The 23,526-nt window shown below is 35.5% G+C and carries 17 protein-coding genes and 2 pseudogenes; 10 read left to right on the top strand and 9 right to left on the bottom strand.

Annotated features, from left to right (window positions below):
• Positions 1 to 146 precede the first annotated feature (146 nt).
• Together ACFIK0_RS05975 and ACFIK0_RS05970 are read right to left on the bottom strand one after the other, a co-directional pair.
• The gene (locus ACFIK0_RS05975; RefSeq protein WP_375643214.1) at positions 147 to 998 is read right to left on the bottom strand and encodes a TPM domain-containing protein; all 852 of its coding nucleotides are present in this window, start codon (positions 996 to 998) and stop codon (positions 147 to 149) included.
• A complete protein-coding gene (locus tag ACFIK0_RS05970; protein WP_273724085.1) occupies positions 998 to 1,630 on the bottom strand; it encodes a LemA family protein in 633 nt (210 codons plus the stop codon). The genes ACFIK0_RS05975 and ACFIK0_RS05970 overlap by 1 nt, the downstream gene beginning before the upstream one ends.
• A 390-nt stretch (positions 1,631 to 2,020) precedes the next feature.
• Here ACFIK0_RS05970 and ACFIK0_RS05965 point away from each other — a divergent pair.
• From ACFIK0_RS05965 to ACFIK0_RS05925, 9 genes and pseudogenes are all read left to right on the top strand, one after another.
• Positions 2,021 to 2,829: pseudogene (locus tag ACFIK0_RS05965) on the top strand (class I SAM-dependent methyltransferase).
• A gap of 1,311 nt (positions 2,830 to 4,140) precedes the next feature.
• Positions 4,141 to 5,679, top strand: coding sequence for a histidine ammonia-lyase (gene hutH / locus ACFIK0_RS05960; RefSeq protein WP_375663653.1), 1,539 nt, complete (start codon positions 4,141 to 4,143; stop codon positions 5,677 to 5,679).
• 415 nt (positions 5,680 to 6,094) lie between these two features.
• Positions 6,095 to 6,454: a hypothetical protein gene (locus ACFIK0_RS05955; RefSeq protein ID WP_375631298.1), complete on the top strand. Its 360-nt coding sequence runs from the start codon at positions 6,095 to 6,097 to the stop codon at positions 6,452 to 6,454.
• Positions 6,455 to 6,902: 448 nt separating this feature from the next.
• Positions 6,903 to 8,279, top strand: a complete 1,377-nt coding sequence (locus ACFIK0_RS05950; RefSeq protein WP_273791505.1) for an amino acid permease — start codon at positions 6,903 to 6,905, stop codon at positions 8,277 to 8,279.
• Positions 8,280 to 9,019: 740 nt separating this feature from the next.
• A pseudogene (locus tag ACFIK0_RS05945) lies at positions 9,020 to 9,310 on the top strand (hypothetical protein); the annotation flags it as partial.
• 215 nt (positions 9,311 to 9,525) lie between these two features.
• Positions 9,526 to 9,930 carry a hypothetical protein gene (locus tag ACFIK0_RS05940; RefSeq protein WP_375663652.1) on the top strand — a complete coding sequence of 135 codons (405 nt, stop codon included), beginning with the start codon at positions 9,526 to 9,528 and terminating at the stop codon, positions 9,928 to 9,930.
• Positions 9,931 to 10,302: 372 nt separating this feature from the next.
• The gene (locus ACFIK0_RS05935) at positions 10,303 to 10,704 is read left to right on the top strand and encodes a hypothetical protein (protein WP_375631301.1); all 402 of its coding nucleotides are present in this window, start codon (positions 10,303 to 10,305) and stop codon (positions 10,702 to 10,704) included.
• 162 nt (positions 10,705 to 10,866) lie between these two features.
• Complete coding sequence (locus ACFIK0_RS05930) at positions 10,867 to 11,316, top strand: hypothetical protein (RefSeq protein ID WP_273791501.1); 450 nt, start codon at positions 10,867 to 10,869, stop codon at positions 11,314 to 11,316.
• A 901-nt stretch (positions 11,317 to 12,217) separates the two neighbouring features.
• Positions 12,218 to 14,971 (top strand): autotransporter outer membrane beta-barrel domain-containing protein, encoded by a 2,754-nt coding sequence (locus tag ACFIK0_RS05925; RefSeq protein ID WP_375663651.1) that lies wholly within the window; start codon positions 12,218 to 12,220, stop codon positions 14,969 to 14,971.
• Positions 14,972 to 15,942: 971 nt separating this feature from the next.
• On the opposite strand, the gene ACFIK0_RS05920 is transcribed toward ACFIK0_RS05925, so the two are convergent.
• From ACFIK0_RS05920 to ACFIK0_RS05900, 5 genes are all read right to left on the bottom strand, one after another.
• Positions 15,943 to 17,208 (bottom strand): acetyl-CoA carboxylase biotin carboxylase subunit family protein, encoded by a 1,266-nt coding sequence (locus ACFIK0_RS05920; protein WP_375663650.1) that lies wholly within the window; start codon positions 17,206 to 17,208, stop codon positions 15,943 to 15,945.
• Positions 17,205 to 18,152, bottom strand: coding sequence for a DMT family transporter (locus ACFIK0_RS05915; protein ID WP_375663649.1), 948 nt, complete (start codon positions 18,150 to 18,152; stop codon positions 17,205 to 17,207). The genes ACFIK0_RS05920 and ACFIK0_RS05915 overlap by 4 nt, the downstream gene beginning before the upstream one ends.
• A complete protein-coding gene (locus tag ACFIK0_RS05910) occupies positions 18,149 to 18,619 on the bottom strand; it encodes a hypothetical protein (RefSeq protein ID WP_375663648.1) in 471 nt (156 codons plus the stop codon). The genes ACFIK0_RS05915 and ACFIK0_RS05910 overlap by 4 nt, the downstream gene beginning before the upstream one ends.
• Positions 18,598 to 19,353, bottom strand: a complete 756-nt coding sequence (locus tag ACFIK0_RS05905) for a DUF6421 family protein (RefSeq protein ID WP_375663647.1) — start codon at positions 19,351 to 19,353, stop codon at positions 18,598 to 18,600. Before ACFIK0_RS05905 ends, ACFIK0_RS05910 begins: the two co-directional genes overlap by 22 nt.
• 71 nt (positions 19,354 to 19,424) lie before the next feature.
• Entirely contained in the window at positions 19,425 to 19,799 is a 375-nt protein-coding gene (locus ACFIK0_RS05900; protein WP_273791496.1) for a hypothetical protein, read from the bottom strand.
• Positions 19,800 to 20,543: 744 nt separating this feature from the next.
• Between ACFIK0_RS05900 and ACFIK0_RS05895 the strand changes: the two genes are divergently transcribed.
• Positions 20,544 to 21,332, top strand: a complete 789-nt coding sequence (locus tag ACFIK0_RS05895) for an ATP12 family chaperone protein (RefSeq protein WP_375663646.1) — start codon at positions 20,544 to 20,546, stop codon at positions 21,330 to 21,332.
• Between the two features lie 34 nt (positions 21,333 to 21,366).
• Here the strand turns inward: ACFIK0_RS05895 and ACFIK0_RS05890 are convergent, their stop codons facing one another.
• Entirely contained in the window at positions 21,367 to 21,912 is a 546-nt protein-coding gene (locus tag ACFIK0_RS05890) for a hypothetical protein (protein WP_375621407.1), read from the bottom strand.
• 156 nt (positions 21,913 to 22,068) lie between these two features.
• Positions 22,069 to 23,478, bottom strand: a complete 1,410-nt coding sequence (glnA, locus tag ACFIK0_RS05885; protein WP_273791493.1) for a type I glutamate--ammonia ligase — start codon at positions 23,476 to 23,478, stop codon at positions 22,069 to 22,071.
• Positions 23,479 to 23,526: the final 48 nt, after the last annotated feature.

The following is a 23,526-nucleotide window of genomic DNA, read 5'->3' as shown; positions in this document are numbered from 1 at the left end:
TGGTAATATTTATCTTGATGTTTGAGTTTATATTGTAATCAATAAAAGTGATTACAGAGTAAGGTATAGAATTGTTGAATAAAAGAGAATACGTTCATAAATTTTATCTTAAGAAGATTTGCTACGCTTAAAAATCCACGTTCCTTTTACCATCTTCCTGTTGCACCGCCCCCACCTGATGATCCACCACCACCCCTAAATCCCCCTCCACCTCGAGGACCACCGAACCTTCCACCAGGATATCTGCCACCGGCACTTAAGTTAAGAAACCAAGGTGTGAAGATGACCCCCAGCCAGAGATACTTTTGTGGACCCACTTTTTTACCAAAAATCATTGCAAGAATAGGAAGACCAAACATTATAAAAAAGGCTAAAAACATAATTGCATTGATTACCATTTCTTCTTTTTCAGCTTGTTTACGTTGTTCTTCAACGATTTTAGCTTTTTCTTTGATACGAAAAGTAAAATCAGAATTACTTTCTGTAATAACTTTGATAATTGCATCAACTGCTTCAGCAATTCCTTTTTGATAATTTCCTTCGCGAAAATTAGGAATCATGAAGCTATTAATAATGACAGAGGAAAGAGCGTCTGTTAGCTCTCCTTCCAAACCATATCCTACTTCGATACGTGCTGTGCGTTCATTCGGTGCAATGACCAGTAATACACCATTATTGATCTTCTTTTGGCCTAATCCCCATGTACGAAAAAGAGAATTGCTGTATGTTTCTATATCATTGCCCGAAAGAGTAGGGAGTGTCACAAGAACAATTTGATCTCCCGTTTTCTCTTCGAGTGCTGCCAGTTTTTTTGTCAAGTTTTCCTTGGTTGCATTATCGAGCAAATGAGCCACATCATTAACATAACCTGTTAAATGAGGAAATTTTATTTGCGAACAAGCGATACTTCCCAATGCAGCAACTAAATACAGAGAGCAGATAAAAGCCCATAATTGTGGAAATACAATACGTTGCAAAGAGTATCGAAATGATTTCATTAATTAAAATTAACCTTTGGTGTTTGTTGGCTATCAGTATCGATGGTAAAAGTTGGCATAGGTTTAGCATCACGAAACCATAATTTTGCCCAAATCATCGTCGGCATTGTTTTGAGTGCAGTATTGTAGGCACGTACTGTTTCAATATAATCGCGGCGCGCAACGGAAATACGGTTTTCTGTTCCTTCTAATTGTGATTGAAGAGCAAGAAAGTTCTGGTTTGCTTTAAGATCCGGATAGTTTTCAACAACAGCCATAAGTCGCGAAAGTGCACTTGATAAATTTGCTTGATTTTTGAGATATTGCTGCATAACTTCTGGATTATTCAACATATCTGCATTAATGTTGACTTGCGTTGCTTTAGCACGTGCTTCAATTACATTTGTGAAAACGCTTTGTTCATGAGCTGCGTAAGCTTTAACTGTTTCTACAAGATTGGGGATGAGATCTGTACGACGTTGATATTGATTGAGCACTTCACTCCATGCTGCATGTGCTTTTTCTTCATTTGTTGGTATCGTATTAAATCCGCACCCACTTAAAAATGGCACTAACCATGCCAAAAAAATCACGATTGAAAATTGTTTTAATATTTTAAACATTGAAATTGAAGAAGTTTGTACATTTAACATAAAGATGTCTCCACAGATATTTTATGTATTATATAGGGTTTATCTTCTTGGTGGAAAGTATTTTGAATTTTATAAACAGGCATATTTATCAATAAATCGACATCTCTATGCGTTTTAGGCACGCTTAAGTGACTCGTTGATATTAAAATAATAAGGGTAATATAGATGTCATCTTATAAAAGTTCAATAATATTTATATCAATTATTATTACAGAAAATTATATTATTTTCGTAGTATTTTTGTGTTTCACAACGTGCAGATCACAATTGGAAAAGGGAAAAATGTAAGTATCAATCTTATGGAAAGATAGAAGGTAAGGGCAGTTCTTATTTTCTCTCCTTTAGAAGGTGTGCTTAATAGATTGGACAAAAAGGGCTTTTTAACTATGTATGGTAGTAATTGTGAAGGAGGCGGAAAATCCTGTGATAGAAAGTGTTCAACGGCAAAGTGAAAAGTTTGATGGATTGGCTAATGATTATGATCGTTATCGTCCTCGCTACCCCCTCACTTTATTTAAAACCATGCTCCATTCTTTTAAGAACAAAAAGCATTTGTCCATTGTGGATGTGGGTGCTGGGACAGGCATCGCATTAGAGGGAATTGTTAAATTTTTAGGAAATGAGCACCAATATCATGCTATCGATGTATCGGCAGATATGATTAAGCAGGGGCGAAGAAAATTTCCTACGGTGCAGTGGTATCAGGGCTGTGCCGAAGGCCTATTGCCTCAAATTGGCGAGGTTGATCTTGTCATTGCAGCGCAAGCGTTTCAGTGGATGGATCGTCCCAAGTTGCTTTGTTCTGTTTCAGATCAACTTCGAGTCAATGGTGTCATGGCGGTTATTCAAAATAATCGCGATTTCAAGCATAGCGAATTTCTAGAGGCTTATGAGATATTGTTAGAAAAAATGAGTCCGAACTATTCCCGTTATTATCGTAATTTTGATTTTTTACAGGAAATGAGTGATGGCTTTGGGGTAGATCCAGAAAAGATTTTTTTCATACGCATAATTGGACGATGATGATCCCATCTGAAGCTTTTATTGGAATGAGCCGCTCTTCAACGCAAGCGCAACGCGCTATTGCTTGCTATGGGGAAGAATATTTGCGGCAATTGGTCTCATTGATAAAGAAATATGAAGTGCAAGGCAATTTGGAGCTTTTGTATCGAAGTGAGCTCTATATGTATGCGGGATAATCTGATATCGATGATTACTTTTGCTCTTTTAGCACATCAGAGTAGGCGGTATTCAGGAAATTAACGCCTTATTAAGGCAGATTTTGAGGGGGACGGTTTTTTTCTTCAGCATTCACGTTGACATCTTATTACGTCTGATTTTCATTGTTCACTTGATATGAGAGAGTTTAAATAGAAAATTTATGCACTGCATTATAGTATTGAAGCGCTTTCTTTACTGCAGTTTAACAACAGATTATTTTATAAAATAAGAAGAGGTAGATTGAATAGAAATATTTGATAATTCTTTGTTTTTATGATTGTTTTTTATTATTAAATGAGAGTGTTTTTAATAAATTTTGACAAAAACAACTGACAAAGTATAAAAATTATCATAATCAGAAATTTGTAGTAAAAAAGGTAATGGCTTGGAAGCACCTTTAAAAAACAACTCATTTTGAAATTATCTCTAAATTCAGATTCAATATAACAAAAAAGTAAAATATAAATATGTTATATGGAGCATTTCTCTTTTTTAAAGATATAATATAAAAACAATATGTTAATTAAATTTTTTGATATAAGAAAACTTCTTTTATTTTTATTTTAAATAACGGGTTAGGGCGAGTCTTGTGTGGTTTTATTGAAGATGTGCTTTTTAGGTTTCAATCTGGCGCTTTAAATACAATTTTAGAAGTAGCAAAAAAGCTCAATTTCTTCTCTGTTGTGATGTGTTGAATAAGTTTTTTAATTTTCTATAGAGTTTAATTTTTGCAATCATGATAGATTGTGACAGCTGTCTGTCTAAGATTTTTATAAGTTTAGTAGGAATAGCTTAATGATAAATCCATTGAGTTCTTCATCTTTACGCGTCATAAAAAAATAAGCCTGCACTATCACACACTTTGTCATCTCCCAATGTTGCGACAGCTCTTGACACGGCTCATAAGAGGAGTAGTCCTTTTTTTTACAGTTTTATCTATACGCCAATTTCGCTTATGACGTGCAAGCGAATGGTGTTGATTGATTCAACATACACAGATTTGGAATGAGAGAGTCTTAAGATACTCCGCTCTCTCATTTAATATGAATCATGCTAGATTATAATTATAAATTAATGCGTTATCTATTTTTGAAATCCATGACCTTAGTTGTGTTTGTCAATATTTCATTTTCATTTATCGTCAACTATTCTACTTTTGAATAATAACTCCATTATAAGGAATACCTTTAAAAAAGTATTCTCGCTTTAAAGAGTCGTTATAGTTTTTTTGTTTTATAGAAGCATCAATAATGCTAAACATTATACTTTGATAAAAAAGAAAGTAAATTATGACTATTATACTGAAACCGAGCGAGGTGACGCTTAGTGAACTTGCGGCTATTTATTTTAATGGTGAAGTGAGTAAACTTCATAATGACACGCATTTAGCTATCGAGAAAGGGGCACTGCGCATTGCTGAAATTGCTGCTGGAAGTGAGCCTGTGTACGGTATTAATACTGGTTTTGGGAAGTTGGCTTCCATTAAAATTGATGCGGACGATGTTACTGTTTTACAGAGAAATCTTATTTTGTCCCATTGTTGTGGGGTAGGAGAACCTTTAGCTGAAAATATTGTGCGTTTGATAATGAGCTTAAAGCTTATCTCTTTAGGAAGAGGAGCTTCAGGAGTTCGTCTAGAATTGGTAAATTTGCTGGAAAATATGCTTGCAAAGGGCGTCATTCCTGTCATCCCTGAAAAAGGGTCTGTTGGTGCTTCAGGTGATCTAGCTCCACTTGCTCACATGGCGGCTGTTATGATGGGAGAAGGGGAAGCATTTTTTCAAAATATTCGTATGAGTGGAGCTGTTGCATTAGAGAAAGCGGGATTGTCCCCTATTATTTTAGAGGCAAAGGAAGGTCTAGCTCTTATTAATGGGACTCAAACATCAACAGCCCTTGCACTTGCCGGTCTTTTTCGAGGTTATCGGGCATTGTGTGGTGGATTGTTGGCAGGGGCCTTGACGACAGATGCCATCATGGGATCAACGGCGCCATTTCATCCTGATATTCATATTTTACGAGGACATTATGGGCAGATTGCCGTATCGAAAACATTAGAAAAGCTTGTAGAGGATTCAGAAATTCGTGCAGCACATTTACGGGGTGATGAGCGTGTACAAGATCCTTATTGTATACGTTGCCAGCCACAGGTCATGGGGGCATGTTTTGATATTTTGCTGGCAGCAGCAAAAACACTGATTATTGAAGCAAATGCTGTTACAGATAATCCATTGATTTTAAGGAATGGTGAAGTTGTATCAGGTGGGAATTTTCATGCTGAACCTGTAGCGTTTGCTGCTGATCAGATTGCTCTTGCTTTATGTGAAATAGGATCTATTTCTCAACGGCGTATTGCTCTTATGGTTGATCCAGCAGTTTCTTATGGACTTCCAGCTTTTTTAGCGCATAATGCGGGTCTTCATTCAGGTTTTATGATTGCTGAAGTAACAGCGGCAGCTTTAATGTCTGAAAATAAGCAAATGGCCCATCCTGCTTCCGTTGATTCAACCCCAACTTCAGCCAATCAAGAAGATCATGTTTCAATGGCTTGTCATGGAGCTCGTCGGTTATTGGTAATGAGCGAAAATCTTTTTACACTTATTGGCATTGAAACGCTTGTTGCAGCACAAGGAATTGAATATCGTGCACCTTTAAAAACAAGTACTTTTTTGCAATCTGTTATGGAATGTTTACGCAAAAATGTTGCTTCTCTTAAGGAAGATCGCTATCTGGCTCCAGATCTTCATCAAGCACATATACTTGTGCGTGAAGGGCACTTATTATCTGTTTTACCAGAAACAATTTTTCCTTCATTAAGTTTTCAATAATATTTGTTTTAAGGACAATGATGAAGGGCGGATATTGAATTTTGAAACTTCCTCATATGAAAATATAGAAGATCAATACTATATTTGAATTATTTAATGAATTATGTATATATATGTTATTTATAGTCAACTAGATATTTTATTATTTTATATGGATCTGATTTAGCATCATAATTTTATAGAAACTATAAATTTAAAGTACCTATACTTTCTGATTTCTATCAGAAATTTTAATCTAAGTTAAATAATATTCACAAATTATATGTTGTAATATTATATTTTTATAAGTACAAATTATAATATATGTATTATATTAAGTAAAAATAAAAAATTTATTGTAGATTCTTCTTATTTGTTAATACTTTATGAATTTTATATTTCATTTTTGATATTTTAAATAAAAAAGGAGAAAGAAATGTTTAAAAGTGCTAGATTATGTGTATCAATAACAGTTATTTTTTTCTCTCAAATTCTTGAGATTCATGCAAATTGTAGGAGAGGTGGCTTTCCAGAGGAAGTTTTCATTACAATAGTGGACCAAGAGAAGGAGCCTCTGATTTTAGCGAAAAACAAAGATTTTATTGCTATCTCAGGGCAAAATCCCGAAGATAAGGAGAATGCTATCATTAGGCCAACAGTCAAAGATTCTATTTTTAGCGCATATTTTTTTTCCATTGGAAAGTTTATCTTTAAGACAGTTGGAGTCCTTAAAAGATGGGTTGTAAATACAATTTCTCATACTTTTGAAGGCTTGCGAGATTCGTATTATCATTGATTGAGCTATTCAATTGGCGTAAAAAGTTTGCTTTGTGGGCTCAAAGAGAGTTTTCTTAAAGTAACAAAAAATTAATTGTACGCATAGTTAATGCGTTTGTTATGAAGTTTTAGGCTTCTATTTTCGTGCACGGAAATAGAAGCCTAAAAGTTTAGATTACATTAAGATTAATTTTCTCTGTAAAAAACTAGAGAATACGAAATGAATTAAATGACAATTATAAAAAAATTCATTATCACTTTATTTGAATAAAATAATACGAAATTGCAGGCTATAAAAGCTGAGTAATTCGCAATAAAAGTATTTTTTATTGTTTAGAACAAAGTGTTTGACGGGCTGGTCTTCGATGTTTTTTGAAATATATTTGTGAAAGAAACATGAGGCTTTATTTATCATAAAGCTGTTATCGTTGTGTGGATTGTCAGCATTTCAAAAAGTAAGGAAAGAAATGGCAATAAATAAACTGAAAAGAGGGATGAGTAAGCGCCAAGTTATTTTTTTAGCTCTTGGCTCTGCTATTGGAACAGGTCTTTTTTATGGGTCTGCACAGGCAATTAAGCTTGCCGGTCCCAGTGTTTTGATTGCCTATTGTATTGCTGGTTTAGCTATTTTTATGGTTATGCGGGCTCTAGGAGAGATGATACTTCATAATCCCTTACCTGGTTCTTTTGCTCGTTATGCGGCAAATTACATATCACCATTAGCAGGTTTTTTAACGGGATGGACATACGTATTTGAGATGATTCTTGTTGGTTTGGCTGATATTACAGCTTTTGCGACTTATATGGGGTTTTGGTATCCTGATGTTGCTCCTTGGGTATGGGCACTGAGTATTACATTAATCATCACAGGTATTAATTTAGCTGCTGTAGAAGTCTATGGTGAACTAGAGTTTTGGCTATCTTCTATTAAAGTTATCGCTATCATTGCGATGATTATTTTAGGAATAGCAATTATTTTTTGGGGGTGGGGTGAAGGTGCAAATTTTTCTACCGTTACTGTTCATAATTTATGGAAAAATGGTGGACTTTTTCCCAATGGTTGGTTTGGTTTTTTAGCTTGCTTTAGTGTTGTTGTTTTTGCTTTTGGTGGCATAGAAATTATTGGCATGGCAGTCATGGAAGTTCAAAACCCTCATCAAACGATTTCAAAGGCAATTAATTCTACTCCAGTTCGTATTTTGCTTTTTTACGTCATGACGTTAGCTATTTTAATGTCTCTTTATCCTTGGAATGAGATTGGTCTTATGGATAGCCCTTTTGTATCTATTTTTGAAAATCTTGGGATTTCGTATGCAGCAAATATTTTAAATATTGTTGTTGTTACAGCGGCTATTTCAGCAATGAATAGTGGAATGTATGGTGCTTGTCGTATGATCCATGGTTTATCGCAGGAAGGTTATGCTTTAAAAAAGTTTCAATATTTATCAAAAAATGGTATACCAGTTTTTGTTATTTTGATGATCTTCGGTATCTTTCTTCTTGGTGCTGTCCTTAATTATTTTTACCATGAAAAGCTTTTTTTTCTTATTGCCGCAATGGCAACATTTGCGACAGTTTTTGTTTGGATGATGATTCTACTTTCACAATTTTTTATGCGAATTAAGATGCCTAAAGAAGCACAGAATGGTTTAAAATTTCCCATTCCATTTTGGCCAATAGGATCGATTTTTTCTATTTTATTTATGGTTTTTATTTTTATTCTGTTATGGTATTTTGATGAGACACGACCGGTTTTAATTATAGGTTTTAGTTGGATTGCTTGGCTTATTATTTGTTTCTATGCACTTAAACTTTATAATTTTAAGCAAAAGAAACAGCAATAAAATGTGAATAGAGATAAAGCTCAAAACAAATAGCTGATGTCATCAGGAAAACAGGTGTTTGATTGTTATTCTCTAAAGGTTAGAACAATCTAGATTGAAAAAATCTGCTCGTTATTATTTTGCTTTGGAAGTTTTGTGAGCCATTGCTTACGGTAACGACCAAATCATATAAATATTAGGCATTTTTTGATGGTGAGCCCTGCAATCAATATAAGTCTTTCAGGTAAAAATGCCTAATAGTGCAAATAGATTTTACCAGATACAAGATTATAGGCAGATATCTTTTTCTAAACGTATTAATGAAGTTCTGTTCCACAAGAGAAGTTATTGTAAGAATTGTTCTTTAAGCTCTTTAAAAAATTGGTTGTTTAAATTTTATTGTTTAGAAAACTACTATTGCTTTTAGAATCGAAGATAAAGTTCTTTATGTATTTTTTCTCAAAGAGGATTGGCGTTGGTAGAAAATAGTGGATAACAAAGTCATTAGAGGTATTGTATGATTGTATTTGCAAAAACTTTAATAAAGAGCAGCAAGGTATCACAATAAAATCTCATAGAAGAGTAAATTAAAGAGAACAATGAACGTGTGACAGTGTTACGACTCTTATTGTTATTGCGCTCACAATAGCAAGGATCAAACTTATTTTTTATAATATTGATACGAGAGTAATTTTTATCACAAGTGGAGGCGGACAAAATGCACTCCGCAACTGTATTGCGGTGCAAAATTATTCAATACTACCATAAAAGGTGCTCAAGAACACTACGATCAGCAAAAACAATCGTCATCAAGTGGCTTTTTGCATGAGAAATCGTCCGATAGTTCTTAATCGCATACCACAACGGTCTCCTCTATCCTTGGGGCGACGGGCAACATCGTGTTAGACGCACAAGGAGAAGCCAAGATTTCTGCTTCTCATCTGATTTCCGGTCAAGATATCAATGTAATGGGAGAAAGTATGACGATTGTTGGCATGACAGACCATCATAGCAGCCATTCACAGACGCATGAAACAGGTTTTTTGATGGGCATAGATATGACTTTGTAAGCCGATGGATTGGCGGTAATGGCTATACCTACGCGACAATACCTGCTGGTAGTAACTGGTGGACAGAATGGTGGAGAGTGATCATGAATCCCATAAGCTCCCATACCTGTCTTGGAGATGTGGGTTATAAATGCCAAAAGTTTTTATGGCACATCTCATCTAGAACAAAAGCCTTGAATTAAATCATGGAGTAAAAAATGAAACAAACTCTAAAATTATTAAGTGCGATAACTCTATTGAGTATAGCCGGATGTCAGTTTAATAAAACTCCTGGAGGGTATTTGAGTGCGTGGGAAAAGCCAAGAGCAGATTTTACTGAGATAGGAAAAGCCCTGTTAGAATGTGGCATGCCAACACCTTATGATGTCGATCCAGAAAATAGAAAGCAGAGCATCAATGCAAAAGCAACAATTTATGCTTGCATGCTTCAATTAGGTTTTCGCTATAAAGATGAAGAAGTAGCAAGAGCGGGTGGGCCATGTTATACTTTTAGAGCCGAAAACCTTCCCATTTGTCGTCCAGGCGCTGTGATCCCTAGGCCCAGTGTCAAGAAGCGCTTGAACAGCCCTTATTGTAAACAGTATAAAAATGCACCTGAATGAAAACCTTAAGTTTTGCTGTTTGTGATGATCAACAATCCCTACCTTCATGCTTCTCATGCCCGTACGGGGATGGCTTAATTCAGCATGTCAATGCTAATTATTTATGAGGACAACAACTGTTGGCGCAATGATATAAAATATCTATTTTGGTTGTAATCAAAATATTGATAATAATTATAAGCATATCGTTGATAGAATATGGTTTTAGTAATAATTTTACCGTATTTTTGCTATAATAATTATGGCATAATCTTCGGAAAGATAAAAATAATATAGGCTGATAATGTTCATCATTGTTTTGGAAATAAAAAACAGCATGTATAATAATTTATAGATTGTTTCGTAATATCAAAATTACTCAAGGATAGGAAAATGAAGCAGATTTTAAAATTATTAAGCGGGATAACCTTATTTGTTATGGCAGGATGTTATCCAGAGCAGCCTTCTCGAACAGCTGTAGATGCATGGGAAAAATCCGGTGCAGATCAGCTTGAGATAAAAAAAGCCCTGTTAGAATGTGGAATACAGCATCTTGATGGTCGTCTTGATACAGAAATAAGTATGGATGAAAAATTCAATGCAGAGGAGTCTGTGAATGCATGTATGATCCAAGCAGGTTTTCAAGATAAATTGGGAAGAATGAAGTGGTGTGAGAAATATGAAAATCTTCCAATTTGTCAGCCTGATGCAGTTATTCCTCAGCGAAGTGTAGAGAGGCGTTTGAATAGTCCTCATTGTAAAGAGCATAAAGAACAACCTGAATGTCAACCTTAAGTATTGAGGCTGCTGTAATCAAAAATCCTTACATTCTTGTTTTTGCATGGGGTGGGTGGGATTGTTTCTTCAATATCTATATGCTAACAAGAGTCATCTTGCGTGTGAGCAAATATTAGAAGACTTATCAGTCTTTCTATCGTAAATATTGAAGGAGGGGGAATGAAAAAAACATTGAAATTATTGAGTGCTATAATTTTATTAAGCACTGCTGGGTGTATTAGCAAACCTCCCCCATCGACATTAGAATTATGGGAAAAGCCCGGTGTCAATAAGTCTATGGTCCAACAAGCACTGTCAAAATGTGGTTGGAAACCAATCTACGCTTCTTCTGAAAATATGGATTCGCGTGCAAGTGATTTTGCAGCAGTTTATGAGTGCATGACTAAAGCAGGTTATCGGTACAAATTACAAGATTCAAAGGGAATCTATTTTTCATCAGCGCCGCGAAGTGATTCATTTTTAGTCAATTTAATGGTAGCAGGGTATCAGCAGGTTATGGACAATGATACTTTTGGTGTAACCAATTCGACAAAACAAGAGCGAGATTTGATGTTACGTTTTGAAAATGATAAAAAGCGCCAGAAAATAAAAAAAGCTTTGCACAAGTGATCGCCAACAGTAGAACGTTGATTTTTAAAGCAATAATTGAATAAAAATATTAAACGGGAGAAGAGAGAAATATCGGTCTTTTGTCTCCAATGTAGTTATATTCATCAGCTACGAGATTGGCAATAGTATTGTTGTCAGATGATGCTAGCGGGGGATAGTGAGTTGTTGTTTAGAGAAATTTATTCAATATAAAGAATGAAAAATAATAGCTTTGCTAAAATATTTGCTTTAACGATAATAAACAGATAGCTTTCATAGAGCTGATTTTGATGAAATTTTATTTTGGTGTTTTTTAATTTCAGAATGGTGAGTGTTTTACTGTATTTAGATTTTATCAAAAGATCTAAAATATTACATTTATTAATTCAAATTTTTTTGTTAGATGTCTAGCATTTCTAATATAGAAATTATGTAGATTAGCTTATACATTAGTGTGCAATTTCTTGTTTTTTTGTTGTGGTTGAAGGAATAATGCGGTTATAGATTGCGTATACTGTATCTTATTTGTGCTGTGTTTTATTAAAACGTTTTAATCGTTTAATCTTAAAAGTTATTCTCATTTTGTTGTATTTTAATTTTTCGGTGGTGAGATAAATTGAATATTGTATCTCTTCAAAGTTCGCATTTTTTCACGTTTTTTTAAAGATTGGTGTTTCGGCACTTTGTAATTGCAGTTTTCAGCGGTTTTTGAGATGCCTTCTTTAAAGGGATTGTCATCTTAAATGGTATTTTTAAACTTTTTGTTCTTTCTTTACATAAGACACAAAACATATTATTTAATGCTGTAATTTATCATAAAAAATAAAATAATTTTGTTTGTTTCATTCTTGTTGTGTTTAATTTGTGGTTTATTTTTTTGCCAGCATTTTTTTTTGTTGAAAAAAGAAAGTTTTGAAAAACAATGATAGTCAAGGTATCTAACAATCACTTGTATTCGTGCGTTTTTACAGCAGCTATTTTTTCTTTTTTGTTAAATATAAATATTGAGGCACATTCTCATTCATATACATCACTGTCATGTGACAAAAACAAATTACCTTATGAATGCAGTGATGGTTCAAAGCATACAATTAGTGATAAAGTATATAAATTCACGGCACCTGTTAAAGAAAAGAATGGGGAGGGGCGGTCTCTCATGTTACCTGCTGCTATAGTAGTGCAGGAGCCAAATACAGTTATTGAGGCAATGCGTGTAGAGGTTGAAGCTACTGCAGGTATAGAAGATATTTATGGTGTTTTTGTATCACAAGGGGGCAAAATTGTTTTGAGCGATTCAGCTTTTAAAAATGTATCAATAGGTCTTAAAGCTGATAGTGGAATGATTGAGGTTAATCGTGGAACAATTGAGGCTTCTCAGATTGCTGCTTATGCAGAGAATCTAGGAGCATCTGTTACGTTAACGGATACAGAAATTAAAGTGGAAGGTTTGGGTATCGGTCAAGAGAGTGCTCTTTTCGTTAGGGCTGATGCGAGTATTCAGATGAAAAGTGGATTTATTGATGTGAATGATGCTGCTGCGCTTTATGTGGGGAGAGGGGGTAGTGCGACTTTAGATGGTGTTACCATTGCTTCAAAATATCAAAAAACAGAAGACAAAGAAAATACAAATGAAAAAATTACACATACAGTTTTCAATGTAAAACATCATGGTTCTGTTTATGTAAAAAATACGAATATTATTTCTACGGATGTTCATGTTTTAACAGTTGGACAAGATTCTAACACACCATCCAATAATGGCAGGGAAGGAAATATTTTAATTTCACGGGTTAATATTGAAGATTCAACAATTAAAGCAATCGGTAACAAACATGGTATGTATTTTGAGAGGGATGGGGAAAATGATGCGTATGAACAGGGACTTGTCTTTTTGAAAAGGACAATTTTTGAGGTTCCAGACGGAACAGCTATTCATAGTAATAAAAGTCGTAGTTATATTGGAGTAACAGAAGGTACAAAAATTTTTGGTGATTTATTATTAACAGCTGAAAAGGGGGGGACTGTAGCGATTTTGGCTGATTCCTCTTCATTGATAGGAGGGACTCGTGTTGCCGATGATTCTATTGCTGAACTTTATTTAACAGGGGGATCAAAATGGTTTTTGACAAAAAGAAAAGGGATAGATTTGCAAGTTGCAAACCGTACAAGTTCGTCTATTTCATTTGTGAAAGTTTCTGATAGTTTTATTGCTTTTGAGATTCCAATGTTTCAGGAGTATCAGACACTTTATATTGGGAAGGGAGAAAAAGAAGTTTATAGTGCGCAAGATAGGGCAGATATTTATCTCAATACACATCTCAGTAGTGATGGTTTGCTCGATAATAAAAAAACTGATCGGCTTTTGATACATGGTGATGTTTCTGGAAAAACGACAGTTTATGTGCAATTTGTTTCAGGAAATCAGGGTGAGATAGCAACCGGTGAAAATGCTCATAGTATTTCACTTATTCAGGTTTCTGGAAAAGCGGCAGAGGATTCTTTTCAGTTAAATCGTGCTTATATCGCATTAGAGGGTTTGCCTTACCAATATTATCTTCATGCTTATGGTCCAGCTTCTGCTCTTGGAAATGCACAAACTTCTCAAAGATTGGTTGAAGGAGATGGAGATTTTTGGGATTTCCGCCTTGAAAGTAAATATATTCAGCCTGCTTTAGAGGTGTCTGCTATTCCCCCTTCTGAGTTAAAGATCAGGGAGGTTGTTCCACAGGTTCCCACTTACCTTCTGGTACCAAATGCTTTGTTTCATGTTGGGCTCATGGATATTAGTCATCAACAAAAGCAGTTGCAAGTTAGGCGGTCTATTCCTCGTAAATTATTAAAAGTTGAAGGGAATTTTGCTTTATCTGTTCACGGTTATGGTGGACGTTATCGTTATGTCTCAGATCTTTCTACACTTAAATATGGGTACGATGGTCATGTTGATTATAACGCTATAGAAACAGATCTTTTGCTTAAAACGGTAGAGAGTGCACATAATACGACATCTTTTGGGATTATGGGAACCTATGGAAAACTTTCCTTACAACCTCATAATGTGGAACAAAGTCAAAAGAGTACATTTAATAAATGGTCATTTACGGCATATGCTAGTGTGAAACATTACACTGATTTTTACGTAGACGGTCTTTTATCTTATGGCTTGTTTAAAGGGGATGTGCATAGCCGTGTTTGGGGTAAGACGGCGACATTAAAAGCAAAACCTCTCAACGTTTCTTTTTCTGCTGGTAAAGTGTCTATGATAGGACGTGAAGGTCTTGTTTTTGATCCGCAATTTCAGCTTATTTATCAACATCTTCAATTTGATAAGTTTCGTGATATTGACGGATTTGATGTTGAGATGAAAAAAATAGATCAATGGTTTATGCGTGTTGGTGGGCGTTTAAGTAAAACATTTACAGCCTCTGAAAAGGATCGTATCATTTCTTTTTATGGCACTATTCATCTTGCTCATTGTTTTGATAAAGAACAATTTGTTCATTTTAAAGATGTTTTCCAGTTGGGTTCTTTCGGGTCTTCCTTAGAAACAGGTTTGGGTATCAATGCGCAGTTCTCTTCTAAAGTTACACTTCACAGTGATCTTAGCTATCAGCATAGGTTAACCAAGGCTGGTTTTTCTGGAGTTCATTTTTCTGGTGGTTTGCGCTATCATTTTTAATAAATCTTTTTAAAAATAATAAATGTAATTTTTAAAGTTTTGTTTTATTGTCGGGATTTAAACCATTGATGGTGCAGAATTTTAATTGCTTCTTTTAATAATGATATCATGTGTTTTAATAAGTATGGAAGGATCACGTTGATTTATTTTTTTATCTGGTTGATAGGGGAGCTTAAATGCTTCAAAAAAATTGATAATGGGACTGTGAATCTATTTGTGTTATTTTGGCTATAAATATTGGGGATGTGTTTGTCATCAGCTTTTTAAAATAGTAGCCTTATTATCCTGTTATGCTGTAAAGACTGGCGTTTGAGGTCGCTGATATCAATCATGAAAGGCAGGGAGATATTGACTGTTGATTAAAAGCTTTTGCTGTTAAGCAAAGGAGGAGATATGTACAATATACAGCTCGATCGTTTCGTGGATGATGCGTATTTTTATGCTTTAAAATTTTGCAAAAAGCGTTTTTGAAGCTGTTCGTATCGATCGCATTATTGTAGGTGGATAATGAGAAAAGTGGTAAAGCTTGAACACTTTTAACATCAAATTCAATATTTTCAGTTCTTAATAAAGATAAATCCTTTAAAAAAATTGTTCTAATGGCTGTATTGAATATATGAACAAGATCATGTCTTCTTTGTTAAATAGATATGAAATATAAGTTTTAAATCAAAGTGGGGGAGGTAAGATCTTTTTTTCTTCTTTTAAGACGTGGGGAGAAGAGGTTGATCGTATCAAAAAAGTCGTTTAGAAGTTTTTATTATTGTTTCAAATATAGAAACATTGAAGAGCTTTTATTAAAATGGGGTGTAAAAGTAGATTATATCTTCCTCAATTCCTGTTTTTTGAAATATGTACCTTTAATGGAAGATGTTTGCAAAGTTTTAGGCAATCGCATTCGCATTGTGAGTTCGTTTGTATCGATAAGATTTATATTAAAGTTCAGGGGCAGTAAAAATATCTTTATCGGACTATTGATAAACATGGTGTTTCCATATGATGCTTAAGGTGTCATCGAGCCATTTGTGGTAATTGCGTGCTTCTTCGTTTGAGTTATGAACAGAGAAAATAAAACCAGGATATCCACCAAATGCTGGTGGAGGTGGTGAAAGATGATTGGTTTCAAAGAAAATGATAGTTCTGGCGGTTTGAGGATGCTGTGCAACCTTATCTAGACCTAAAAATCCAGAAAACCGTCCATGACCACGAAGAGGAATAATATAATTTGCCGCCACTTTTTCAGCTGGGAGTATATCGGGAAGGTCTGGGGTTTGTTCAGCTAAAGCGGCATTCATACATAGTTTTGCAAATGAAATCCCTGTACCTTGCTCAACAATAAAATGGGAGACACCCGATCCACCTATACGAGCGCCAATCTCAATGATATAAGGTAAATTATGAGCATCTAGGCGTAGCTCTACATGGGCAGCACCTATATTTATACCAAGAGCTTTAACTCCAGAGCATGCAGCCTCACATAAAGCAATAATTAAAGGATCATCTATATCACAGCGTTGACGATAAATTGTTTCTTCAAACCATGGTCCCTCAGGCTGTCCCTTGTCTCCAACGGCCAGAACGTGTACACCTGCTGTATCAACAAAGCATTCTACGACAAACTCTTTTCCTGGCAAATACTGTTCTACGACTAAACCTACAGGTTTACTTTTATCATTAAAACGTGCCATGTCTTTATGCTGAACATTCCATACGGCTTTAATGAGATCAGGAAGTTCGGCGGAATTTTTAGCTAACATTACGCCTGTACTTGCCCATCCAGAGACGGGTTTAATAACGAGTGGATAATCCAAGGCTTGTGTTTTTGATAGGTCTTCTGGATGATCTATATAAAAGAATCCTGGTGTTCTTAAGCCTGCTTTAGCGAAAGCTTGACGCATGAGATATTTATTTCTGGTTAATGCTGCTATTTCTGGTTCAATACTTGGAGTGTTGATTTTTTTTGCAGCCAAAGCTGTCCATAGAATGGCTTCTTCGCGAAGGGTTATAACCCCAGAAATATTGCGTTCTTTTGCTCCTGTTGCAAAAGTGTCTAAAGCTGCCTCTGGGTTATCAAAAACAGGAAGTTGCCAAGTTGAAGTTACTGCTGCGGGGTGTTGAGAGGGAGCGCTTTCAGCGGTATCATAGATCATTATTAATTCGATATTAGCTGCTTGTGCTGCTTCAAATATAAATGGTAATTTTGCATTGCGCTGGCAAATTAACGCGAGTTTTTTCATTTTGTTTCCTCATTAAATTGGGAGTTTTGAGAATGGCGTTTATGTTGCCATGTAGATACCTTTGATGCATCTATAAATAAGAGTGTCATCCCTATAACAACTACAATCATAGCAATTATTTTGATCATATTGAGAGAAGGGCTCGAGCCGATTATCCATTCACATGCAACCACTGCAAAAGGGGATAATACGCCGATAGTGTTGGCGTATAATACGCCTCCTTCGGCTAAAACTTTTTGATATAATACGTAAACTGGTGCCGAGCAAACAGTTCCTAAAATCAATATTTTAAATATATCTTCTAACTTAAGATAGAAGAGTGGGGCAGGATCAAAAATAAATAATGGCATAAATGATGCTGCAGAAATTGTCGTGATCCAAGCCAGTGAGGTGAGCAAAGGTAGATTTTTAAGATAACGTTTAGACAATAAGCCATAAGCAGAATAAGAAAGTGCTGCTGTTAAGGCAAGCACTACTCCTATCAGGTTATAATATCCACCTTCTCCACTATTTATATTGAATACTACAGCTGCTACACTGACAATTATCACTCCACTAAGCTTCAGCCATGAGAATTTAAGGACATTTGTCAATGCACCTAATATATAAGTAATTCCTGGAATAGTAGCGAGCACCATGGTTAAATCACTGGCTTTGAGTGATTTTAATGCACCAAAACTGCATACAAAATACAGCGAAAATCCTAACACTGAGAGAATTAAAAAAGAAGGTATCATGGAAAGCAATGGTAGGGATCTGAAAACAGCTTTCTCACGAAATATTGCAATCAGCCATAAGGTGGCAGCGGTGGCAAACAACCTAAGTCCAACCGCATGCATGACGGGTATATTGCTAACCAAATTCTTAGATAATAACCAACTTATGGAAAACAATGCTAGAATGGCAAAAGTAAATAATAATAATCGTCCTTTTATAAAACTCAATGATTTAATCCTCTAATCACTCGCTGTGCATAAGATGATGTTGAAAAATTAAATCGTGACTTTGAGGTCTGTGGTTTTCCAAGATTATTTTGGATATAATCTTTAGCTCCTGCCAAATAAGCGTCATCATCTAATGCTTCAAGTGCTTCTATATCTGCTATCATCAATATTATTACTTTTTCAAGACGCTCCAAATCAAATTGAAGATAACCTTGATTTGTTTCAATCAATGCTTTGTTCCGCATCAATATTTCAAAAAGCAAGATCCCTGTACCAGCATCGAATGTCATATGCTGATCAGAATCTTTTGGATAACGAAATATGCGTTCTAATAGGATAAATTCAGTTATTTCTTTCCAAAATTTTGGATGATTTTGTAGCATAATACGCACTGTAATTAAATCAACTTTAGTTTCTTCTAGAAGACCTGTAAACCAATTTAATTTTATATACAGATTTTTATCCAATGGCCGCGGTCCGGTATGATGTGCATAGTCATGATAATAGCCCCACAAACAGCGAGCATCGTAAATGTCTTCTTTAGATAAGTTACGACTATGCAATTGACCGAACAGGAATTTACTATCTCGACCGAGTAAACGTTCAGCTTCCACAATTGTTTGCTTGTTGTAAATATCAAAGAATTTACTGAAAAAAACAAAGCAAATGCTTGCTTTGTTTTTTTTTGAGCAGCCGCTACAGATTCTGGGAATAGAACAATGCAATTGCCTTCTAAAAAACCTCTTGATGCTATTCCCATTTTTATACATTGAAAAGGTGATACATAATTATTTGTATATTTTGAGGCGTCAGCAAGATAGGCCGTTTCATGACGATATCCTGTAACTAATTCCAGCCGGAATCCTTCTGGATCAGGTCCATTTGTTGCACGCATTGGAGCCAAGAAAAACAAGGGAGCATCTGGTAATGGGGCTTTGAAAGCAGCCAAAGTGTTATCAAATTTAGGAGGGGTCGTTAAACCGCTGATTATCCACTGATGAAGATCATCAGAAATGGTCGCTAAAAGTTTTGGAGATAATCCGTCAAGAATATTGGCATGGTGGTTCAGCAGAGTGATCAATTCATTGATCATATTATTATCTGCTGAAGTTGGTTCTTTAATGCTCCCATCTCGTTCTTGGCGCATACGGAATTTGTCAACCAAGTTAACAATGGAAAGAAGCGCTTCAGATTTTTTCATGATTAGTTGACTTTAGTGAGTGGAGCAAAAAGGCCATTGGCACTTGTCCAAAATTTTCGACAATATTCAGCCTATAGCGATTTGCCGCAACCGATGTTGTGATACAAGAATCTTGCTTTTTCAGCCTTACAAAGAACGGCTGCATCAGCATTGCTGTTGGCAAATACTTTGTCATATTGATGAGCTACCAGAGATTGTGGGGCAGGATGAGTCGCTACGGTTTTAATTTCATCAGCGTTATTGCGTTTAGCTAAAACCATAGAGTGAGTAGGCATGATAAAGCTGTCAAATAATTGCATATCATCTAAACGGGTAAATATGAGTGTATGCAAATCAGGGTAAGTAGCACGGCTTAGGAGATACCTATCTTTTTTTTGAGCAAGTTCATTAAATGCTTCTTCAAGAGTTGCGTATAAGATAATACGGGATCTCGAGTCAGTGGACAAAATATTTTTATTGTGATTGTTAAGCCACCATTATTCTGCAGTTGCACAGTTAGTATCTGCAGGGCCAAGTGTAAAAGCATTATTTTCAGATTACATGATCTCTATTCTTTTAATTATGCGACTAAATTTAAATTAGTGTAATATGATAGAGTATATAAAGAACAATGCGTTAAGTAATTTAGTGCTTTATAAAATCATGTATATGTGAAAGAAAATTTACGATAAATTTTGTCTTGTCATTATTCTATCATGCCGTAAAACATCGTCGTTTAGGGGAGTGATTGAGCAGGAAAAATTCTATGCAGGGTATTTATTGGATATGTTAGAGAATTATTGGAATGGTTAAGCGAAGGTGAATGACACGTAAACCGTACTGCTCTATCATTTTTTGGATGAGCAGCGTTTTTGAATCTATTCATATTGATAATACTATTGTAGATGAATAATAAGCAAATTGGTAAGGCGTGAACATCTTTGCCATAAAACTCAATATATTTAATTTCTTAATTAAGATCATACTTTTAAAAATTGTTTTACTATTATGATTGTATTGAATATATAAAAGGCAATCATCATTGTCTTGTTTGTAAAAAGAAACATGAAATATAACTCTTAAATTAGAGTGGGATTGGCTAGATTTTTTCTTCTTTGGAATCGTTAAGAAGGTCAGATTAAACCTTATTGAAGCTATAGAACCTAAAAAAACAGTCGTTTTTTTTGTGAAAAGATCAGAGGTAAACAAATATGCGTGGGATTTTGGATCATTTTGATATGCCATTGAATAAGAATAAAAAAAGTTCTGTTCAAAAGATTCAAAATCTTTCATGCCAATCACACCCAAAACGGTTTTATAAGCAAGTGAAGATCGTTTGTGAGGAGGTCGGCTTTACGATTTTGTTGGATGAACGTCCTGTAAAAACGCCCGCAAGGCGTCATTTTCATGTGCCTACAGAAGTGTTTGCTGAATATGTTGCTCAGGAATTTGAGAACCAAAAGCACGTTGTTGATCCTGCAAAAATGCCGATGACGCGTTTGGTTAATACTGTTATTGATGGTATCGCTGATGATATGCAGGTGGTTTTTGAAGATTTATTGCGTTTCGTTGCATGTGATATGATCTTTTATCGTGCACAGACACCTAAAGAGTTGGTGCAAAAACAATCTGAGCAATGGGATCCTTTATTAGATTGGGCAGAAAAAAAACTGGGTGCAAGGTTTTATTTGACAGAAGGGCTGATGCATGTGGAACAATCACCAGAAGCACTTCAAGCTGTGAGTCATTATTTACGTAGCGTTGAGTCTCCTTATATGCTTGCTGCACTTCATATGATGACAACCTTAACGGGATCTGCTCTCATTGCTCTTGCTGTTGCTGCGGGAAACATTGATGCTGATCATGCTTGGTCTATTGCCCATTTAGATGAAGATTGGATGATGGAACAATGGGGAATAGATAAAGAAACAATGGTACGTCGTGCTCATAAAAAAGTTGAATTTAAGGCTGCTGCTACAATTGTTACAACTTGTTTATAGGGGAAAATCTTTTATTTACGTGCACTCTTTTGGCTCAGAGTATTTTTGTGACTTTTTGAGGATTGGTTTTTACTTTATCAAGTCCAGGAAATAGTTCATTGGTTATGGTTAAGAGCGCTTCGTCATTACCACGGATAAAATACCATTGGTTATCGTGAAGTAGGGCAATAATTTCAGTTTGAATAGAGCATTTTTTTCCAGCATTTGTTGTGGTTACAAGCTCCACGGGTATAACAAAATAAGGGGTACCATTATCAAGGGTACCTTCACGTTTTTGTTTTTGATCAATGTTGATCGTTTCAATCTTGTAACTTTCTGCCAACCGTTCTATTTGGCTTTTCATGATTTGTAGAAATTGTGATTGATTAAGATTTTTTTTGGCGGTTAAGCGGTTGATGACTTGGGGAGGAATAGCATTTAAGATGGCATTTGCATCGGCATTTTTAAGTGCTTTACTATAAGCAGATGTTGCTTTCTCAAGAGTTGTAAGTTTTTGGTTGGTTATTGTATGTGCTTTAGTTGTTGATGTGATAAAGACAATGCATAAAAGAACGGGAACGAGAAAACAAATTCGCGGCATTAGAAACCTTTGTTAATTCATTTGAAGAGATTCAACACATTATAAAGGAAAAGCGGATGAGCAAAAAGCCTCTTGCGCTTTTGCATGAGAAGAATATCCACAAAAATGGAGGCTTTTGCCTCCATTTTCAAAATCAAAAGAATGCGTATTGATTGTTTAAACAGAATAGTACATATCAAATTCAACAGGATGAGGTGTTGTTTCGTAGCGCAAGACTTCTTGCATTTTTACTTGAATGAAGGAATTAATCTGATCATCATCAAAAACGTCGCCAGCTTTAAGAAAGCCACGATCTTTGTCAAGTGCTTCAAGCGCTTCACGCAGGCTTCCTGAAACGGTAGGGATTTCTTTGAGTTCTTTTAAGGGAAGATCATAAAGATCTTTATCCATAGCATGTCCGGGATGAATTTTGTTTTTGATGCCATCAAGACCAGCCATTAAAAGGGCTGCAAATGCCAAATAGGGATTTGCTGTTGGGTCTGGAAAACGAACTTCTACGCGTTTTGAATTTGGTGAGGAGCTCATTGGAATACGGCAAGATGCAGAACGATTACGTGCTGAATAGGCAAGAAGAACAGGAGCTTCATAACCAGGAACCAAACGTTTATAGGAGTTTGTGGATGGGTTTGTAAAAGCATTGATTGCTTTTGCGTGCTTAATAACACCACCGATAAAAAACAGACAGGTTTCTGATAGTCCGGCATATTCATTTCCTGCAAAAATGGGTTTGCCATCTTTCCAAATGGAGATGTGGACATGCATTCCAGAGCCGTTATCACCAAAAACTGGTTTTGGCATGAAGGTTGCTGTTTTCCCATAACTGTTTGCTATTTGATGTACAACATATTTAAAAATTTGCATCTTGTCAGCTTCGCGAACGAGTGTATCAAAACGAATACCCAATTCATGTTGGCCTGCTGCTACTTCGTGATGGTGTTTTTCGACCTGTACGCCCATATCCTTGAGTGCTGTGAGCATTTCAGAACGCATATCTTGGCAGGAATCAATCGGCGGAACAGGAAGGTAGCCTCCCTTTATTCGTGGGCGATGCCCTAGATTTCCTGTTTCATATTCCGTATCATCATTGGAGGGAAGTTCACTTGAATCGAGTTTAAACCCTGTGTTGTAAGGGTCCGTTTTATAGCGCACATCATCAAAGATAAAAAACTCTGCTTCTGGACCTACATTGATTGTATCTCCAATGCCTAAAGATTTCATATAAACTTCAGCCCTTTTGGCGATAGAACGAGGATCTCTACGATAAAATTCACCAGAGACAGGATCAAGTACATCACAAAATATGACCAAAGTAGATTGAGCAAAAAAAGGATCAATGTGTGCTGTTTCTGGATCTGGCATTAAAACCATGTCAGATTCATTAATTGTTTTCCAACCAGCAATTGAAGAACCATCAAACATGACACCATCACTAAAAGTATCTTCGCTAATCTCTGCGATATCCATTGTAATGTGATGCAATTTTCCTCGTGGATCAGTAAAACGTAAATCAACAAAACGGATTTCGTTGTCTGTAATCTGTTTGATAATATCTGATGCGGTTGTCATATTCAATTTCCTTAATGTGGCGTTGAGGTGGATAAAAAAGTGAATTTG

Source organism: Bartonella sp. CL63NXGY (assembly GCF_042194905.1).
Taxonomy (GTDB): domain Bacteria; phylum Pseudomonadota; class Alphaproteobacteria; order Rhizobiales; family Rhizobiaceae; genus Bartonella.
This window is presented reverse-complemented; position numbering and strand designations above follow the sequence as displayed.

Excerpts from the sequence above, each read along its gene's own strand:
- ACFIK0_RS05955 (WP_375631298.1), top strand. The coding sequence starts at position 6,095 with ATGTTTAAAAGTGCTAGATTATGTGTATCAATAACAGTTATTTTTTTC.
- ACFIK0_RS05930 (WP_273791501.1), top strand. The coding sequence starts at position 10,867 with ATGAAAAAAACATTGAAATTATTGAGTGCTATAATTTTATTAAGCACT.
- ACFIK0_RS05890 (WP_375621407.1), bottom strand. The coding sequence starts at position 21,912 with ATGCCGCGAATTTGTTTTCTCGTTCCCGTTCTTTTATGCATTGTCTTT.
- ACFIK0_RS05895 (WP_375663646.1), top strand. The coding sequence starts at position 20,544 with ATGCGTGGGATTTTGGATCATTTTGATATGCCATTGAATAAGAATAAA.
- ACFIK0_RS05950 (WP_273791505.1), top strand. The coding sequence starts at position 6,903 with ATGGCAATAAATAAACTGAAAAGAGGGATGAGTAAGCGCCAAGTTATT.
- hutH (WP_375663653.1), top strand. The coding sequence starts at position 4,141 with ATGACTATTATACTGAAACCGAGCGAGGTGACGCTTAGTGAACTTGCG.
- glnA (WP_273791493.1), bottom strand. The coding sequence starts at position 23,478 with ATGACAACCGCATCAGATATTATCAAACAGATTACAGACAACGAAATC.
- ACFIK0_RS05935 (WP_375631301.1), top strand. The coding sequence starts at position 10,303 with ATGAAGCAGATTTTAAAATTATTAAGCGGGATAACCTTATTTGTTATG.
- ACFIK0_RS05975 (WP_375643214.1), bottom strand. The coding sequence starts at position 998 with ATGAAATCATTTCGATACTCTTTGCAACGTATTGTATTTCCACAATTA.
- ACFIK0_RS05940 (WP_375663652.1), top strand. The coding sequence starts at position 9,526 with ATGAAACAAACTCTAAAATTATTAAGTGCGATAACTCTATTGAGTATA.
- ACFIK0_RS05970 (WP_273724085.1), bottom strand. The coding sequence starts at position 1,630 with ATGTTAAATGTACAAACTTCTTCAATTTCAATGTTTAAAATATTAAAA.
- ACFIK0_RS05920 (WP_375663650.1), bottom strand. The coding sequence starts at position 17,208 with ATGAAAAAACTCGCGTTAATTTGCCAGCGCAATGCAAAATTACCATTT.
- ACFIK0_RS05905 (WP_375663647.1), bottom strand. The coding sequence starts at position 19,353 with ATGAAAAAATCTGAAGCGCTTCTTTCCATTGTTAACTTGGTTGACAAA.
- ACFIK0_RS05925 (WP_375663651.1), top strand. The coding sequence starts at position 12,218 with ATGATAGTCAAGGTATCTAACAATCACTTGTATTCGTGCGTTTTTACA.